The organism is Candidatus Nitrosocosmicus agrestis, from assembly GCF_008389435.1.
GTDB classification, from domain to species: domain Archaea; phylum Thermoproteota; class Nitrososphaeria; order Nitrososphaerales; family Nitrososphaeraceae; genus Nitrosocosmicus; species Nitrosocosmicus agrestis.
Map to the genome: position 1 here is coordinate 51,452 of NZ_VUYS01000002.1, position 16,052 is coordinate 67,503.

The 16,052-nt window shown below is 33.5% G+C and carries 15 protein-coding genes and 1 pseudogene; 5 read left to right on the forward strand and 11 right to left on the reverse strand.

Annotation, left to right across the window (positions count from 1 at the left end; translation table 11 throughout):
* Window positions 1-252: 252 nt before the first annotated feature.
* The 3 genes and pseudogenes from F1Z66_RS01190 to F1Z66_RS01195 form a co-directional block, all read right to left on the reverse strand.
* Window positions 253-657 (reverse strand): hypothetical protein, encoded by a 405-nt coding sequence (locus F1Z66_RS01190; RefSeq protein ID WP_230207397.1) that lies wholly within the window; start codon window positions 655-657, stop codon window positions 253-255.
* Window positions 658-660: 3 nt separating this feature from the next.
* Window positions 661-825, reverse strand: a pseudogene (locus F1Z66_RS16355) (winged helix-turn-helix domain-containing protein); the annotation flags it as partial.
* A 19-nt stretch (window positions 826-844) separates the two neighbouring features.
* The gene (locus tag F1Z66_RS01195) at window positions 845-1,303 is read right to left on the reverse strand and encodes an Lrp/AsnC family transcriptional regulator (RefSeq protein ID WP_149861782.1); all 459 of its coding nucleotides are present in this window, start codon (window positions 1,301-1,303) and stop codon (window positions 845-847) included.
* A 176-nt stretch (window positions 1,304-1,479) separates the two neighbouring features.
* On the opposite strand from F1Z66_RS01195, the gene F1Z66_RS01200 reads away from it, so the two are divergent.
* Entirely contained in the window at window positions 1,480-2,370 is an 891-nt protein-coding gene (locus F1Z66_RS01200) for an SDR family oxidoreductase (protein ID WP_159357384.1), read from the forward strand.
* Window positions 2,371-2,668: 298 nt separating this feature from the next.
* On the opposite strand, the gene F1Z66_RS01205 is transcribed toward F1Z66_RS01200, so the two are convergent.
* The gene (locus F1Z66_RS01205) at window positions 2,669-3,637 is read right to left on the reverse strand and encodes a hypothetical protein (RefSeq protein ID WP_149861784.1); all 969 of its coding nucleotides are present in this window, start codon (window positions 3,635-3,637) and stop codon (window positions 2,669-2,671) included.
* Window positions 3,638-3,834: 197 nt separating this feature from the next.
* Here F1Z66_RS01205 and F1Z66_RS01210 point away from each other — a divergent pair, with 197 nt between their 5' ends.
* Window positions 3,835-4,722 carry a hypothetical protein gene (locus tag F1Z66_RS01210; RefSeq protein ID WP_149861785.1) on the forward strand — a complete coding sequence of 296 codons (888 nt, stop codon included), beginning with the start codon at window positions 3,835-3,837 and terminating at the stop codon, window positions 4,720-4,722.
* A 674-nt stretch (window positions 4,723-5,396) separates the two neighbouring features.
* On the opposite strand, the gene F1Z66_RS15145 is transcribed toward F1Z66_RS01210, so the two are convergent.
* Window positions 5,397-6,941: a procyclic acidic repetitive family protein gene (locus F1Z66_RS15145; protein ID WP_195907443.1), complete on the reverse strand. Its 1,545-nt coding sequence runs from the start codon at window positions 6,939-6,941 to the stop codon at window positions 5,397-5,399.
* A gap of 805 nt (window positions 6,942-7,746) precedes the next feature.
* Between F1Z66_RS15145 and F1Z66_RS01220 the strand changes: the two genes are divergently transcribed.
* Entirely contained in the window at window positions 7,747-8,649 is a 903-nt protein-coding gene (locus tag F1Z66_RS01220; RefSeq protein WP_149861786.1) for a hypothetical protein, read from the forward strand.
* A gap of 7 nt (window positions 8,650-8,656) precedes the next feature.
* Here the strand turns inward: F1Z66_RS01220 and F1Z66_RS01225 are convergent, their stop codons facing one another.
* The 3 genes from F1Z66_RS01225 to F1Z66_RS01235 all read right to left on the reverse strand — a co-directional run bounded on the left by F1Z66_RS01225 (window position 8,657) and on the right by F1Z66_RS01235 (window position 12,281).
* The gene (locus F1Z66_RS01225; RefSeq protein ID WP_149861787.1) at window positions 8,657-8,935 is read right to left on the reverse strand and encodes a hypothetical protein; all 279 of its coding nucleotides are present in this window, start codon (window positions 8,933-8,935) and stop codon (window positions 8,657-8,659) included.
* A complete protein-coding gene (locus F1Z66_RS01230) occupies window positions 8,932-9,129 on the reverse strand; it encodes a hypothetical protein (protein ID WP_149861788.1) in 198 nt (65 codons plus the stop codon). Before F1Z66_RS01230 ends, F1Z66_RS01225 begins: the two co-directional genes overlap by 4 nt.
* Before the next feature lie 1,007 nt (window positions 9,130-10,136).
* Entirely contained in the window at window positions 10,137-12,281 is a 2,145-nt protein-coding gene (locus tag F1Z66_RS01235; protein WP_149861789.1) for an FAD-dependent oxidoreductase, read from the reverse strand.
* A gap of 136 nt (window positions 12,282-12,417) precedes the next feature.
* On the opposite strand from F1Z66_RS01235, the gene F1Z66_RS01240 reads away from it, so the two are divergent.
* Complete coding sequence (locus F1Z66_RS01240) at window positions 12,418-12,861, forward strand: DoxX family protein (protein WP_201448541.1); 444 nt, start codon at window positions 12,418-12,420, stop codon at window positions 12,859-12,861.
* A gap of 294 nt (window positions 12,862-13,155) precedes the next feature.
* Here F1Z66_RS01240 and F1Z66_RS01245 read toward each other — a convergent pair whose 3' ends face one another.
* Window positions 13,156-13,437 (reverse strand): hypothetical protein, encoded by a 282-nt coding sequence (locus F1Z66_RS01245; RefSeq protein ID WP_149861790.1) that lies wholly within the window; start codon window positions 13,435-13,437, stop codon window positions 13,156-13,158.
* 253 nt (window positions 13,438-13,690) lie between these two features.
* Here F1Z66_RS01245 and F1Z66_RS01250 point away from each other — a divergent pair, with 253 nt between their 5' ends.
* Window positions 13,691-14,998 (forward strand): MFS transporter, encoded by a 1,308-nt coding sequence (locus F1Z66_RS01250; protein ID WP_201448542.1) that lies wholly within the window; start codon window positions 13,691-13,693, stop codon window positions 14,996-14,998.
* Between the two features lie 16 nt (window positions 14,999-15,014).
* On the opposite strand, the gene F1Z66_RS01255 is transcribed toward F1Z66_RS01250, so the two are convergent.
* Together F1Z66_RS01255 and F1Z66_RS01260 are read right to left on the reverse strand one after the other, a co-directional pair.
* Window positions 15,015-15,374: a YnfA family protein gene (locus tag F1Z66_RS01255; RefSeq protein ID WP_201448543.1), complete on the reverse strand. Its 360-nt coding sequence runs from the start codon at window positions 15,372-15,374 to the stop codon at window positions 15,015-15,017.
* Entirely contained in the window at window positions 15,352-15,729 is a 378-nt protein-coding gene (locus F1Z66_RS01260; protein WP_230207398.1) for a YnfA family protein, read from the reverse strand. The genes F1Z66_RS01255 and F1Z66_RS01260 overlap by 23 nt, the downstream gene beginning before the upstream one ends.
* Between the last annotated feature and the right edge of the window lie 323 nt (window positions 15,730-16,052).

The following is a 16,052-nucleotide window of genomic DNA, read 5'->3' on the forward strand; positions in this document are numbered from 1 at the left end:
AATGTTAGTAGCGTGTTCGGTGGAAATCATGTGAAAAGTTACACGAGTGCATAAAATAAAATAATAACCTATTTTCAAATTTAAAGCAAGATGTAATTGCATTTAGATTTGAGTCATTTTCTGAAACATTTTACATAAACCATATCGATACTTAAACTTTCACATATATATTTCCACATTATGCATAGACCAAAGGAATTTTGCAAAAGATAATTCACATAACATAAGCTGTTTGCGAAGGATATGGTATAATCATGACAGAAATTTGGAATTGGAATTCAATTTTAGTTTGTAATCAATATCCCCCATTATCCATTCTTTATAATATTTGATAGCAGTAAACATGTATATCTCTGCCCTCGTAACGTTTTTGAATGATATAACTCTCTTATGCATTAAATCAATTGCAAATACATCATTGCCATATACAGATAGAAGGATAATATCATCATGACTAATAATAGGAGATCGCAAAAATGAATAGTCAGAAAACTCGCTATAAAGCAATTCTAGAATTTTAGTAGAAGTAGGTTTCGTATTCTTTTTTTGTTCTCCTATCCCTATTTCATCATCCTCTTGGCCAAGATAAATTAACAACCCAAATGCAACAAATCCCTTCATAGATTTAGGATCACAGATTACAGAAAATCTTATCATTCCATCATCTTTTAATTTACTGAGAGTTCTGTTAACAGTCTTTGTGGAAACAGATATGATATTACTTATATCTGCAAGTCTAAGCTGTAGATTTGAAATTAGGTATCTTAATACTTTTAAATCTGTTGATGTTAGGTAAGGCTTCTGTGGATCCTTTAGATCATATATTTTTGATTCAACACTTTTGTTATTTTTTTATCCGAATTACCTTTTCTATAAAGTCTATGGTAAATAATGAATTCACAATCTGGTCATCCAGCACATTTTCTTTGGCCCCGTTTACTTCTCTAATAGATACACAAAATATAGAAACCCCTCCTAATATCTCAATTTCAGCGAGAATATCACCAATCTGAACAATCTTATCAATGACTATTTTTCTGGTACTACGGTCATTGTTGCTTTTAATACTGTTATTGTGATTTGGATATTCATCTTCTCGACTTTGCTTCGTTATTATATAACAAATTCTATAACCTATCATTGTAAAATTGATGTCGGCTATAAACTCCTGGATTACACCCTCAGATACCATTTTTTTGATTCGTGTTTTTACACTATTTCTCGTTAAGTTAACAGTAGAACCAATTCTTTCATAAGATAAACGGCAATCTGTTGCCAATAAGCCTATTATTTTTAAATCCATTTTATCTAATCTATACTCATGGTTAATTCTTTTAGCAATAACACTACATTACATATTACATACTCAAGTCAGTGTCCGAATATGGCAGTGGCTCTCCCACCAAGTCTAATTAACTTCATTGTATAACACATACATGAGCAATAATAACAATACAAAAAAAAAGGACAATTATTTTAGTGACTGGTGCAACTGGAACTGTTGGCAGCGAAGTGGTAAAGCAGTTTATTTCAAGAGAATCACTGGAATATTCAAATCACCACATCAGGGCAGCTGTTCATTCAAGAAATAAATCTGGTAATATTGAATTTAGAAATGGGATGGTCGAGATAACTAATATGGATTATACTAAGAAGGAAACTATATCAAATGCATTAGATAAGGTAGACAAATTGTTCTTGCAAACGTTACTTATTCCTAACATGACTGACCTGACCTCTGATTTAATAAAAGAAGCAAAGAGAAATGACATAAAACATATAGTAAAATTATCGACCATGGGTGCTGAATCTGATCCCGAATCTACGATCTTACGATTACATAAAGAAGAGGAAAAAATAATTGAAGAATCAGGAATCCCCTATACTTTTTTGCGTCCTAATGCATTCATGCAGAATTTCATAACCCAGTTTGGTCATACAATAAGAACTCAAGGCTCATTCTATGCTCCTGCAGCCGATTCAAAGTTAGGTTTTGTAGACGCTCGAGATGTCGCGACCATCGCAGTAAAGACCCTTATGAGTTACAGTGGGACAATAGGATCGCAGCACGTAAATAAAGCATACGAGATAACCGGTGGCGACATGTTATCATATAGTCAAGCGGCAGAAATACTTTCTATGGAGGCAGGGAAAAGGATATCCTACAAAAATGTATCGGAAGAAGATGCAAGAAAAGGGATGAGACTAATGAAGATAGACGACTGGTTTGTTAATATTGTATTAGAACTATTCAGAAAAATTAGAGGAGGCTATGGATCACAGATTACAGCAACCGTAGAACAGATTATAGGAAGGAAGCCCATTTCATTTGGTCAATTCGCCAAGTATTATTCGAAATTTTTTAGTTAAGTATTCCAAAGAAGCGTAACAAAAACTGGTGGTTATAATGCAGCTGGTCTGTAACCTATCAATTATTTTCATAGCAATAAAACTGATTCATTGTATTCAATCTGACACATATATTGTTCTCCTCTTTCTGCAACCCAGATAAAATTGTTACCATATATAAGTAGCTGATTCGGTGGGATTAAGTTCCGTATGGTATAAGGGTTCGGTAGATTACAGATACGTTAGAAGATTCAAGTTAACAATAAACTTTATTTTCAGAGTATAGACTTCCAAATATTTAAAGTATAAAAAAAGGAGCTCAGTTTGGAGCTACTATTTCGACAGCTTGTTCTTGACTTGCGGATCCGTCTCCTTCTTTTACTTCATCAGCCCTAAAATAGTATCCAAGTTCACCACCGCCGTAGGTTATACCAGAGTTCTCTTTGATATTTGCATTTTCGTTCTTCTTTTGATTACTATTATTTGCACGGGACAGATCCCAATTACCTTTATCAATGAATCTAAATATAGGCTGCCATTTGTTTGGAGCTACAGTAATGTCTTTTGGTGGGATATCCAATATTGAAAAGTCTGCATCAAATTCTACAACGGTATGACCTTCACTGTTTACCCAGTGATTTATCCTATAACCCACTGTTTTATTATTGAGCGGTGGCAGATTACCAGTAAATAATTTTTCCACCTTATTTGTAATTCTTGGTGTAGTTGGATGATTGATCTCTTTAACTGCATGAATTTTTGTCTCGTCACCATCTATTTCAAACCCGCATCCATAACATCTTCCTCCCATACTGTGATCATCACCATGCCCCCCAGACATGACTTTGTACAAGATTTGATCTTTTCGCCTTAATTTCATGCGTACATATCCAGCTATCTGTCCGTTTGTAGCACTAAAGGCATCCTTAGGTTTTGAGTATAATGAATTTCTCGGCTTATTATCGTCACCATGTTCTGAATATTTTGGACCTGAAAATTTTGTTGCCTCCTGACCTCCTTGTTTTTTAGTATATTTTAGCGCAATTGATGAACGTGAGACATCCGGAGGATGGACTGTTAAATCCCATTCAAGCCAAGTCTTGTATTGTAAGGCATCTTCTTTTGAATCAAACATATCAGCAATATTTGTTTCTCCGTCGGTAATTTTCCACTTGTCAGAGGGATTATTCATTCGCATGATAACCCAAGCATCAGGTTCCATTCGAGGATCCTTATCTCTTTGATCGCGACCACTTGCGGGTTTTACTGGTTCTGTTAGTATTTCCATACATCTATTGTAATAGTCTGTTATTTATATATATTGTTAATAAAACCCAATACCTTGTATTTGTAAGATGTAAATTGCATGTTAAAAAGGCAAATGGCCACAGTCTCCATATTTGAATTTCATCGATCTGAAACTAACAAAATCGGTTTTATTATCCATATCAAAACATTTAAATAAATATATTGTATTGTTATAATATGCAAATAAATGCCAATATCAAACAATTAGACTCCAAGGAATATAAATTGATACTAGATTCCACCAGGTTCCCTGTAAGTGAATCGCATAATGAGGTTATAGCGAAGGTTATAGAAAAAGCTACCAATGATTTGAAGCTTAAATTTATACCAAGTTATGGAAAACCAAAGGAAAGGACTGTGTGGTACTTAGATACAGTAGAACATGACTTTTACAAGAACAATAGTTTCACAGTAAGAGTCAAGAAAAAGAAAAAAGATAACGGAAAATTTGAGCATGATGTAACATTTAAGATAAGGACATTAGATAAAGACAAAACATTAAGTTATAATCTGCAACCCAACTCACCTCAGGAGGAGTTCAAAATAGAAGAGAAAAATATATTTGAAGAGGATATTATTTCTGAATATGGAAGTCAGTTTTCTCTTTCTACTGAACTAGAATTTAAGGAAGATAAATATCTGGCCAGATTCAAAGATGCAATCTGTGAGGATGTACTATCCATATTTCCTAGCATAAAACTGGATGTTTTAGGAGATAAAACTCTCACTAATGTAAATGGATTAAAAGTACAAGAAATTACATATGAATTAGGGGAAATATTATTTGAAGACAACATACAAGCTAAGATGGAACTCAGTATATGGTATTTAGAAAGTGATCTAAAAAAAATTGCAGAAATGAAACCAATAATAGAGGAATTTGATATAGAAGTCTCTTTGAAAAACTCTGATATAAACAATAATAATACAGAAAATCCATTTAGTGGGCCATCAATCGAAGTAATTGAAGATCTTTATAAAAAAATCCAATGTGAATCTATTGTTAACCTCAATGGAACCACAAAAACTAAGTTTATTTACAACTATGATAAACAGGAGACCTAATCTCAAAATTTTTATGATTACAATATGCTTAATATGCAAGATGTTTGAAATTAGACAAGCAACCTATTTAATTACTATAAAATAGGAAAGTTTGAATCTAGTTTACAGGTTAAATGAATGAGTCTTTTTGCAATCTGGCAGAACGTTCAACTATCTTTTATGTAAATACATTGTATAGACGGTATTCTGTGAAACAAAGTTTCGCACGGTATAAGGATTCGAATATGATGTCATTTCCACAATTGATTAAACCTTGTTAATATATATCATTTGGAACATTTTCAACATAAAACGATTATCCTTGTTCAAATAGAATTTATTGAATTTGTAATTCTGAAACCCATTTTAAAATATATGTTAGATAATTTGCAAGCCTAACTGATTAAATTGCATTATTTTATCTCCCTTGAACTTAAGATATGTGATGATAATGAAGAAATAAAACTATAGTGTAAGCTACCCCAATCTAAGAGATTTTCAGTAGGATAAAATATAAGTCAGAGGTTATGATGAAATATACAAACCAATATTATATAGTGACAAAGTCAAAAATTTAAATCAATGAATAAATTATGTTCCAATTATTGGAATTTAGGAAATGGAGTATCCATAATTATCGCCCTGTTTCCCTACTTGTAAATAAAAACGACTCATTAATTCACCCCCCTTGGCCTTTAAGGACTTTTTTTTGATTTTTTTCTTCCATCAGGCTCTGGTTTTACTTCCCCATCAGGCTCTGGTTTTACTTCCCCATCAGGCTCTGGTTTTACTTCCCCATCAGGCTCTGGTTTTACTTCCCCATCAGGCTCTGGTTTTACTTCCCCATCAGGCTCTGGTTTTACTTCCCCATCAGGCTCTGGTTTTACTTCCCCATCAGGCTCTGGTTTTACTTCCCCATCAGGCTCTGGTTTTACTTCCCCATCAGGCTCTGGTTTTACTTCCCCATCAGGCTCTGGTTTTACTTCCCCATCAGGCTCTGGTTTTATACCTAACCTAGAATTTGCAAATTTAATCAATGCACGTATTACCTCATCCGTTATTAATCCAACCGCTAAACTGATTACCGATATAGTATACACGGCATTATAGTTACCAAGTCCGATTATAGTAACCAGAAAATACATCGCGACTGCTAAGACAGGGGCCAAAAACAGCAATGATAAATCTTCTAACGACTGATAAAAGGACTGGACGTGAGATTTCTTGTGGAAGGTGATTTTGTTTAGTCGGGTTTTAATAGTTTCAGTTTTTCCATTTTCAAATTCATCTCTTATCTTTTTGATCCTATTTGATGTTTCATACAAAAATCTTAGATATCCACCGATCATGCCAAATATGATCACATACAAAGGAATCTGAATACCAGTAGCATAACCCGAACGAAAATCACCACCTATGTTAAACATCCATTCACCACCATCGTGTTTAACAGATCCTCCTGGAATTCCTTTCTGAACCAATCCTACCGGAGCACCAGAACCAAAAGGTTGATCTACGAATGCAAATCCAAAAAGTATAGGCATAACCATTCCAGTTATGAATACAAATCTAAGTACTTCTGTTGCAATAGTACTAGATAATAGAGTAATGGAAAGAATAAGTCCAATGAATGACAGAAATGCAATAAGCATTATGTAGAAAGGTCTAGTTTCGAAGAATTCCGTAATATTAACGGTTGTCTCCGACTTTATTAGAGGTGAAGTGTTATCTATGTTCGTTCCTACAAGGGTCCCCTGAATTCGATAATCTCCCCTCTTTTCAAATATAGCTCCAAAGTTGTCATCATAAATTCCTGAAGTATGGAAAGATTTATCAATGATCACATTTTTTTCACCATAAATTTCAGATACTTTAATGTTAACAAACGCGTCAGCAGGACACCCTTGTTTATCAAATACGAATGTAAATATTCTTACGAATTGCCCTGGCGTATACCGTGTTTTTTCCGTGTCTATTGTCAGGGTTTCTGGTATGGCTGTGGTATTTGCAAACTTCTTGATGCTGCAGGAATTTGATATTTCGCTAAATCCCACACTCGACTCATCGTTTTTAGGCACCTTGGTACCATCGAGAGTATTTTGTGGAGAACCTTCCGATGTTTTATTGGGTGAAGATGAATCTGAAACATTTGACTCATCTGTGTCCGAATTGCTGTATGAATAATAGTTTTCCTGAGAAAATACCAGGCCAGTGTTACCAATGACAAATGATGTTAACATAATGATACTGGTGGAAAAATAACACAAAAAAAAACAACTCTTGTTTTTGTATGCTTTTGTAATTTATTGGTAAATATTTAAATTTTTCTGCATAGATTCGAATTACGATTGCAGGATTTGTTCTGAATAGACTAGCATTTTACAACACAAATACATGAATAATTTTTGATCTCGCATATACGGACAATACTATTATTGTGTGTTCTAGTCGGTAAATTTTTTACAAATTCTAGAAGTTCGAGTATAATTTTATGAAATTATTTTAGTTGAATGTTTATTTCAACTACCAACAAAAAATTTTTTAGTTACAATTATTATTGGGCTATCAGGACAGTATCAAACATTTTTTACTATCGGATGTTAAGAATCAGTCTTGGAAAAGAGCAGACGAACATCTAAAATATCGATAGTTAAAAGGATGTCCTTACGCATATTCTAGAAATATTACATGAGTAAAGCATGCTTATTCTGTAACCCTGTCTCCAACACTAAAAGATATGGGAAAACTCCTTATTTTATAGTAGAAATTTCAAAACTTTCCTGAATTAAGTTTGTGAAACTAGGGCCTTAGACGTCCACCACTTTACTATAATCGGTAACATTTAATTTATAAAAGATTCTCAATATATACGCATAGGATGGAATCCGTTGACACTTATTCTCCATAACTAACAGAGTTATAAACTATTAATAAATAATAAAGTGGTTTCATATACATACTATCTCAATATTCATCAATATTGCCATATAAACCCCAAATCATACAGAAACGTTTTATAATAAGTAAGTCTAAATAAGAAATACAATGTCAATAAATGAACATGTTAAACCAAACGGTTGGGGCGCTAACCTTGATCCAAATAATTGGAAAGTTACCAATATGCAAGACGATCCAAACTTATTCAAAGTTGTAGACAAAAATGAGGTAAATGTAGCTCATAAATTCCAAACTCAGGCTGATGCAGAACAATTTATAGAATTTCACAAGTCCAAACAACTTGAGTGTGGGAATGGAAAAGTGTGGAATTACCTTAAGAATCAATGTGAAGTTACTGGAAATGATGGAGATAATGGAATTAAGACTATTTATAAGATGACTGGAAAAAAAGCTGAAGGCATAAACCACGTTCAGAATATTCATTGCAGTGGTCATGCTGCAGCTTCCAGACGGGGGGATTTTGATCATGTAGGCTTTATTAATCAAGAAGCAACTGTAGTAGTTCAATTTACTACGGATTGTAAATGTGGCGATGAGCTTACGATAAAACACTGGGGTGGAAAACACAGTGATAACGATAACAGTTGTTTTGAGATAGGTTGTGTAAACCAGAGTGGAAAAGTTGGTCGTATGGGCGAGGGATTTCATCCGTACACCAGTAGCCCAAAGCCCACTAAAGTATTTGCTAATATCGGTAGTGTAAAAGGTGCAAAGATTGGAGTCAAGAGTATAGTCTGGAAAACAAATGATGGTGGACACCATGAGATGTGGATAGATAAAACGGCTACTGGTAACAATTGGGAAAAAGTAGCAGAGTGGAATTTCACATCATGGGGATCCAAAGGAAGTGATGGAATGTGGCATGATGATCATGGAAAGAATACAACTCAAATACCATCGAACCATACAATTGAATTCAGATGTGATTGTGACGGTGCAAAGTTCAGTGATATGAGTGTAGTCGAAATTGTACCAGGTGTTAAGGCCTAAATAAAAATCAGGGGGTACCTACGTCCATAGATGACTCACATGGACCGTTGGGTCCTAAAGCCAACCCCATTTCTGGGCAGGTTGCCCTCCATCCATCTATATATCCTTGTCCGAAGCTTTCTGAAGCATTATAATTTGAAAGCTTTATCTGATGAAATACCATTGCATGGGCATCTTTTACGCCTTCATCATAGCCTTTTTTGTAATCTGAGCTATTTTGTGCCATTGCGTTTTGTATCCCCATTATCACAAATATTATAAATATGCCGATAATAATCGCGCTCATTTTCTATTCCTCCACGAGGTTGAACTATTTCCCGTATAACAGTACAACAAAGTAAAGTTATCGTCACTCGACGTATCTGGATTAACAGGACAAGACCCTGCATCTTTACGCAATACATAGTCAGATATAGGAAACACGATTCCCTCACATGGATCAAGTATACAATAGGATCGATTTTGTGTAGCTGTAAACATTCTATTAATACAATTATGATGACCAAATATGTATAGTTATATCAACGTACTATAACCACGATTGATACTTAAATTTTGAACTCATCATTGTTGATTCTTTGAGTTTTGTCATCATCAGAATTAATTTGATATAGTTTACTCAGCTTTCTTCACCTATCTTCTTTAATTATCTCAGTATGTTCTAATACCAAAGGATTGAATTGATAATATCACAGAATTCGAAACAAAATTTAATATTAAATATTAAAGGTAAAAGGTAAGTTTAATCCAAGAACTGCATTATTAAATTATGAAAGAGAGGTAAGAGTCACAATATATTATACAAATTAATTATTTTGAATTGAAAGGTTTGGAAAAATTCCCTACTAGTCTGATATGTTAGATATTCACAGACTAATATTGAACATCAACCGAAAAAATTGATAACTAATGATAAAGGGTTCACAGTTGAGTCTTCTACAGATGGCTCAGGTCTCTTCATAAAGGGTGATAATGAGATATCTAACATGTCATAATTAGGTATTCTAAGCAGTAGGACTCCAACGTACTTTTTTCTATTCAAGACAATAATTTTGACTAGTATGCTAAATTAATTAACTGTAATGTAGTTACTATTAATTTATTATTAGGGTTAGATTGTATCCAGATCCTCTCTTCTTTATGCTCATCGATTATTCTGTGGGATTAAGTTCCCTATACTATGCGGGTTCGGTGGGATGAGTAGTAAATTTCACACAAGTTCAGAATGATAATTGAAAAACTTTCAATATTCAATGTATTTATTTTATCTTAATAAATTAAAGTGAAACGGCGAATTACAAAAAATTATTACCAACCTTGAATTTAATTATCTAAAATTCTCTTTTAATGACTATTAATAGTTAATTCTAGCCATAACAATGTTAAGTTGGTGGTATGATAACCATGAATTAAAAACCAAGATATTATTTATCGGAAGTGATTTTCTAACTGCATTAGTCTTATAAGTTGTCTGACTTCACAATATTTTAAATTCTTTCACTACTTCTGCTAATTAATTCGACTGGAGTTTTTAATCTGGCAATATCTCTTCCAAATATAGTATCAGTAGTCCAATCAACAATGACGCGGAACTTGTGAGCTCTTGACGGAATTTTGTTAAGATAAAAAGTTCGCCAAATAAACCAAGCCACAATTCCTAAAATTTTAATACCAAAAATTACACCAACACCTTTTCTTTTTCCTACTGTAGCCATCGTACCTCTAGTTTTATAATCAAATCTCTCTAGCAATGTATACTTTTGAGTCAATTCATATTTAACTAAAGAAGCAATGTTTTTGCCTGCTATTTCACCTTGTCTTATTGCGTGTTGAGCTGTAGGCGGGCAAGGTAAACCAGTTTGAGGATCGATTATTGAAGCACAATCACCTACTGCAAAAACATTCTCAGATGAACCCACTTGTAAAAACTCATTGGTTAACAGTCGACCTTTCCTATCTTTCCCTAATGTAACAGATTCCAAAACATTTTCAGTGGTAACACCAGCCGTCCATATTACAGTATAAGTCGAGATATTGTCTTGATCACCTAAATAAACATACAGGGAGGTTTCATCAATACTATCATTTTCTTTAGAGATAGAATAATATGTTGCAAGGGGGCTTCTATCAATAGTATTATGTACAAATAGACTTTCATTAGTTTTAACAATGGAACCTCTTTGAATATTGTGAACCCTATTCGATAATAAGACATTGACTCCATTTTTTCGTAACTCCTTTAATGCGAAAGCCCCAAGTCGTTCATCCATTTCAGGAATAATCTTTGGTCCAGAATTAACAAGAACAATTTCGATCTCAGAAATATCTATGCTATGATAGAATTCTTTGATACATCCTCTTACAAATTCGTTGATTTCTCCAGCTGTTTCAACTCCAGAAAAACCTCCACCAACTATAACATACCTTAGCAGATTCCTCTTTCGTCTATACTCAGTCGGATTGTTATTGTCAAGTATATCAGCTTGCTCTAAAGTACTTATTATATGGCTTCGAATTAGATTTGCATCTTCTAGGCTCTTCATGCTAAATGTAACTTGTTTTAATTTTTCATTACCATGATAGTTAGTTTTACCCCCTAAGCCAAACAAGAGATAATCATAACAAATCTTAAAATGATTAAAAGGATCAACATCTTGCTCAGATGAATTATTCCCATTTCTATTCTGCATGGTACGACCACCAATGACCCTGTTTTTTAGATAAATGATCTTTTTTACGGTATCTATATTTTCAACCTCGGCTTCTATAAAGCGAGCCCGTTTACAAAAAGATCTGATAGGAACTGCGATATGTGAAGTTTCAATCATACCAGAAACCACTTCATGAAGCATAGGAGTAAATAAAAAGAAATTATCTTTATTGACGATGGTAATATCGACTTGTATTTCATTTTCAAAATCTCGTTGCAATTTTTTTAATGCTTCAATGCCTCCAAAACCTCCACCTAGTATTACAATCCTTATTTGAGGAATTTTTTCACTATGGATTTGACTTAGATGTTTATTCATTAGATCAATTCTTGAAAAAGATATATTACATCTTGGACACCTAAACCGTTTTCCTAGTTTGATAGTCAAATAAGAAGAAACAAGTCCAAGAGAAATTCCAAAAATAAGGTTTCTAATGAAACTTTGAACTAATGCAATTACCAAGTTCTTGTGGATATTTTCTAACACTTGTTGCTCGGTTAATCCAGGATTCATAGAAACTAATGTTTTAGAAGTTTCAGGATCAAGTATAAACTGTTGGACTGGTATAGCCCAGAACAGGAAAACAACCGTAGCTGTGAATAAACCATATAGTAACCCATTTACTGGTTTACTGATTTCTAACAATCCTGTTTTGTAAAGGAAAACTCCTAATACAATTCCAATAGATAATGCAGTTACAAAATGAATTAGAATACCTGCCAAAACAGTATACTGAGAATATACACCTACCACATGTCCAAAAATTATCCAAACAGTGTGATAATTACCTTGTGAGATTATACCATAAATTGTGTCAGGTAGCATCATTAGCACACCACCCACCATTGCACCCACTATAACAAAGAATACCTCCCTGCGAAATGAAAAATCAATGCGGACTTTTTCTATAGGCTTTGTCATGGAGAAGTATTAGTAAAAAATTATAAATCATTGCACATGATTCATTTTAAATCACAATTTAAACATACATACAGATCCAAAAGATATCGAGGTCGTCGATGATGAACTATAAAAAGCATTATTAATCTCTTTTATTGTGTATGCAGAAAAAATTTCATCCTTTGCTCCATTACCCTTAAGAATTATGGCAGGAATTGCCTTTATACTACATGGATTACCAAAGTTTGGAGATTTGTTGGGAACTCAAGGCTTTTTTGCTTCTGTTGGTATACCGGCTGAAATGGCACTAATAATTGGATTATTAGAAGTAGTTGGAGGAATCTTGTTAATTGTTGGTTTAATAACAAGAATAACAGCAATACTTTTTACTATAGAGATGATTTGTGCCATTCTCATTGTTAAGGCGGGTAATGGCTTTATGGGTCAAGGAGGCTTTGAAGTTGATTTGTTGTTAATGTCTATTGCAATTAGTCTAGCACTATCTGGACCAGGTAGAGTATCGATAGAACGGGATATAATAAAGCGAGAAATATTTCCGAAAATATCATACAGAAAGATACCAGATAAGAACTTGACTTGAAATTTTGATTATTCTAATCAACCATTCTTATTCCTATGTCGATACCGTAATTAGTATTGGATTCGATGGGATGAGTAGTAAATTTCACATATTTTTATAACTTTAAGCGGTTAATGCATCCAATTTCGTCCTTTTTAAGAAGACTCTGAAATCAACTAGTTTATATTCCTGCATAAAGCACATAAATCTTTCAATTTCATGCCCATAGTCTGTTTAAAAGATACTATAGGTAGGACTGCTATATTAATATTAGAATGATAATTGCTCATTTCATTGAAAGTACTTACGGGTTAGTTATTCATAGATAGATGAATGATTTCTTTGCGAAGGATTATTGAATTTTAGACCTTTAGAAGCCTTTCTTATATCCTCGTTAGTTAATACCTTTTTTTTCTTACGTATTTCATTCAAATTATTGACATCTATCGCTCCGGTATCATCACCTACTACCTCATCGTTAGGAGAAGCTTTTGCATTTTGAGTAGAAGATATGCCAGTATCATCTGATACGAAAGTATAATTATCGTCATTTTTCTGATTATCTTTTAATATTCTAATTTTTGATTTCTTTTTCATTATTTTCACCTTTCTGAACAATTTTAGATTTTCTTTGAATTTGTTTAGCAATCGGTAATCAAATAAAAATTAGACCTTCAAAGGAATAATTACAATGACAATTAGATTACTAGATAAAATATACTAAACAGAAAAACTCAAGGAAGAAAGTCTAACAAATTATTCTAACTTGTAATAGATCCAAATATATTTAAAATTTGCTATTTCTTTTTAGATTATACTTACTTAATGCTTATGGTTAGGTAAATATTGATTGGCTGGCGAAAAAGGTGCAAATAACAATAATAATGATAGTGATAATGATAAACCACTCACACTTGGTTTACGTCCAAACATCAATCAATTCTTAATCCTTGTATTGGTTAATGCTTTCGTTGGTTCCATGATTGGAATGGAACAAACCGTAGTTCCTCTAATAGGAGCAAAGGAATTCGATATTCAATCTAACGCTTTGATAGTATCTTTTATTGCAAGCTTTGGATTAGTCAAAGCAATTCTAAATCTTTTTGCAGGTAAAATCTCTGATAAATGGAGTAGAAAAAATGTATTAATTCTGGGGTGGCTGTTTGGGATACCTGTTCCCATCATATTGTTAGTAGCGCCAGATTGGAACTGGATTATAGTTGCAAATGTATTTCTCGGTATCAATCAAGGACTGGCATGGTCAATGACAGTTAATATGAAGATAGATCTTGTAGGAAAAGAGAAGAGAGGATTTGCCCTTGGATTCAACGAGTTTTCAGGATACTTTGCTGTATCTATCGTGGGTTTTGTAACTGGATATATTGCATCCATATACGGCTTAAAGCCATACCCATTTTACTTTGGAATTGTTTTTGCTGTTCTCGGACTTTTGATATCGTGGTTAATAGTGAAAGATACAAGAAAATTTACTCTATTAGAGATAAGGAGGCAAGATGAAGATACGCCTGTTGAGAGTAACGACGATGTTAACTTGAATCGAAATTTGGATTTTGTTAAAGTATTTTTGTATACTTCATGGAAAGATCGTTCCTTGTTTGCTATTAGTCAATCTGGATTAGTAAACAATTTAATATTTGGAGTTTCATGGGGTTTATTTACCTTATATTTTTCATCCTACGGTTTGGGCACATCTGATGTCGGGTTTTTGAAAGCATTGCATCCAGGTATATGGGGAATTTTGCAACTTGTTACAGGATTTATGTCTGACAAGATAGGGAGGAAAATTCTCATTTTTCCAGGAATGTTCATTCAGAGCATAGGAGTGTGGATCATTCTATACTCGCAAGAATTCGTGGGTTGGGTTTTAGGAATGGCATTGTTAGGTTCAGGAACCGCGTTAGTGTATCCTACTTTACTTGCAGCAATTGGTGATATAGCGCACCCTAACTGGCGAGCAACATCACTGGGAGTTTACAGATTTTGGAGAGATATGGGATTTGTTATTGGAGCAATTGGAATTGGATATATTGCCGATTTATTTGGCATGTTTATTGCAATTCAGATAGTTGCATTAATTGGAATAGCATCGGGTATTGTTGTTATATTTTTAATGAAGGAAACAAAAAATAAGAAATAATTTATTTCAATATTTATTATCTAGGAGCATAAAATATCACTGCCGCTCCTACAAGAACTATCATCCCTCCAATGATTTCATATTTATCAGGTCTTTTTTTGTCAATCAATAAACCCCAAATAATTGCCATAACCACAAATACTCCACCATATGATGCGTATACTCTACCAAAATTGGACGGCTGAAGTGTTGGAATGATTCCATAAATAAATAGAATGGCTCCTCCAACTAAAGCTAAACTTTTGTTCCTTTTCTCTCTTAACCACAGCCATACAAGATATCCACCGCCAATTTCACACAGTGCAGCAATTACAAACAGCCCGAATGTGGATGCGATAAATGAGATATTATAGTCAGTTAGAGGGATCGATTCCAATCTCTTCTTTCTCTTTCCTTGGATAGTAGAATATGATAATGACGCCTATAATTGCAGTTATCGTTCCAGCTATATCGTATATATCAGGAATAATTCCTTCAAAAAAATATCCCCAACCTATAGCCATTACAATAAAAATTCCTCCATACGCGGCATAAGTTCTATGAAAATTAGCTTTTTGGAAAGTTGGGATAACTCCATACATAAACAATACCATTCCTCCGAATACCCCAAAAATCCAACTGTAACTTTCTCTTAACCACAGCCATACAAGATATCCACCGCCAATTTCACACAGTCCTGCCATGAGAAAGAGAAAAATAGAATAAATTACATTTCTATGCTTGGATAACAACTTTTTGCTAAATGATATTTGATATTTTAGTTTACCTACTTTTTCTTATAATTCTCATATGAAGAGTTTAACTCACAAAATAAGCTATTTAATTCTAAACTACTATTTTTCATATGATTTAATGAACAACTGTTCTTTAACCTACGACTCAAAGTGTACAATGCTACAATCAAAATATCTAATGAAATTAGTCTTAGTGGATCTGATAATTTGTAAGAAATGACGTAGCAATGATGCCTGCACTTCCAAAAGTAGAAATTATTTCAAACCCTATTGAAGAACAACTAGCACAGAAGCTAGCTATTATTGTCAAAAACGAACTG

Coding starts and splice junctions, on each gene's coding strand:
- F1Z66_RS01195 (WP_149861782.1), bottom strand. CDS start 1,303: ATGGATTTAAAAATAATAGGCTTATTGGCAACAGATTGCCGTTTATCT.
- F1Z66_RS01220 (WP_149861786.1), top strand. CDS start 7,747: ATGTCAATAAATGAACATGTTAAACCAAACGGTTGGGGCGCTAACCTT.
- F1Z66_RS01235 (WP_149861789.1), bottom strand. CDS start 12,281: ATGACAAAGCCTATAGAAAAAGTCCGCATTGATTTTTCATTTCGCAGG.
- F1Z66_RS01245 (WP_149861790.1), bottom strand. CDS start 13,437: ATGAAAAAGAAATCAAAAATTAGAATATTAAAAGATAATCAGAAAAAT.
- F1Z66_RS01230 (WP_149861788.1), bottom strand. CDS start 9,129: ATGTTTACAGCTACACAAAATCGATCCTATTGTATACTTGATCCATGT.
- F1Z66_RS01210 (WP_149861785.1), top strand. CDS start 3,835: ATGCAAATAAATGCCAATATCAAACAATTAGACTCCAAGGAATATAAA.
- F1Z66_RS01190 (WP_230207397.1), bottom strand. CDS start 657: ATGATAAGATTTTCTGTAATCTGTGATCCTAAATCTATGAAGGGATTT.
- F1Z66_RS01205 (WP_149861784.1), bottom strand. CDS start 3,637: ATGGAAATACTAACAGAACCAGTAAAACCCGCAAGTGGTCGCGATCAA.
- F1Z66_RS01225 (WP_149861787.1), bottom strand. CDS start 8,935: ATGAGCGCGATTATTATCGGCATATTTATAATATTTGTGATAATGGGG.
- F1Z66_RS15145 (WP_195907443.1), bottom strand. CDS start 6,941: ATGTTAACATCATTTGTCATTGGTAACACTGGCCTGGTATTTTCTCAG.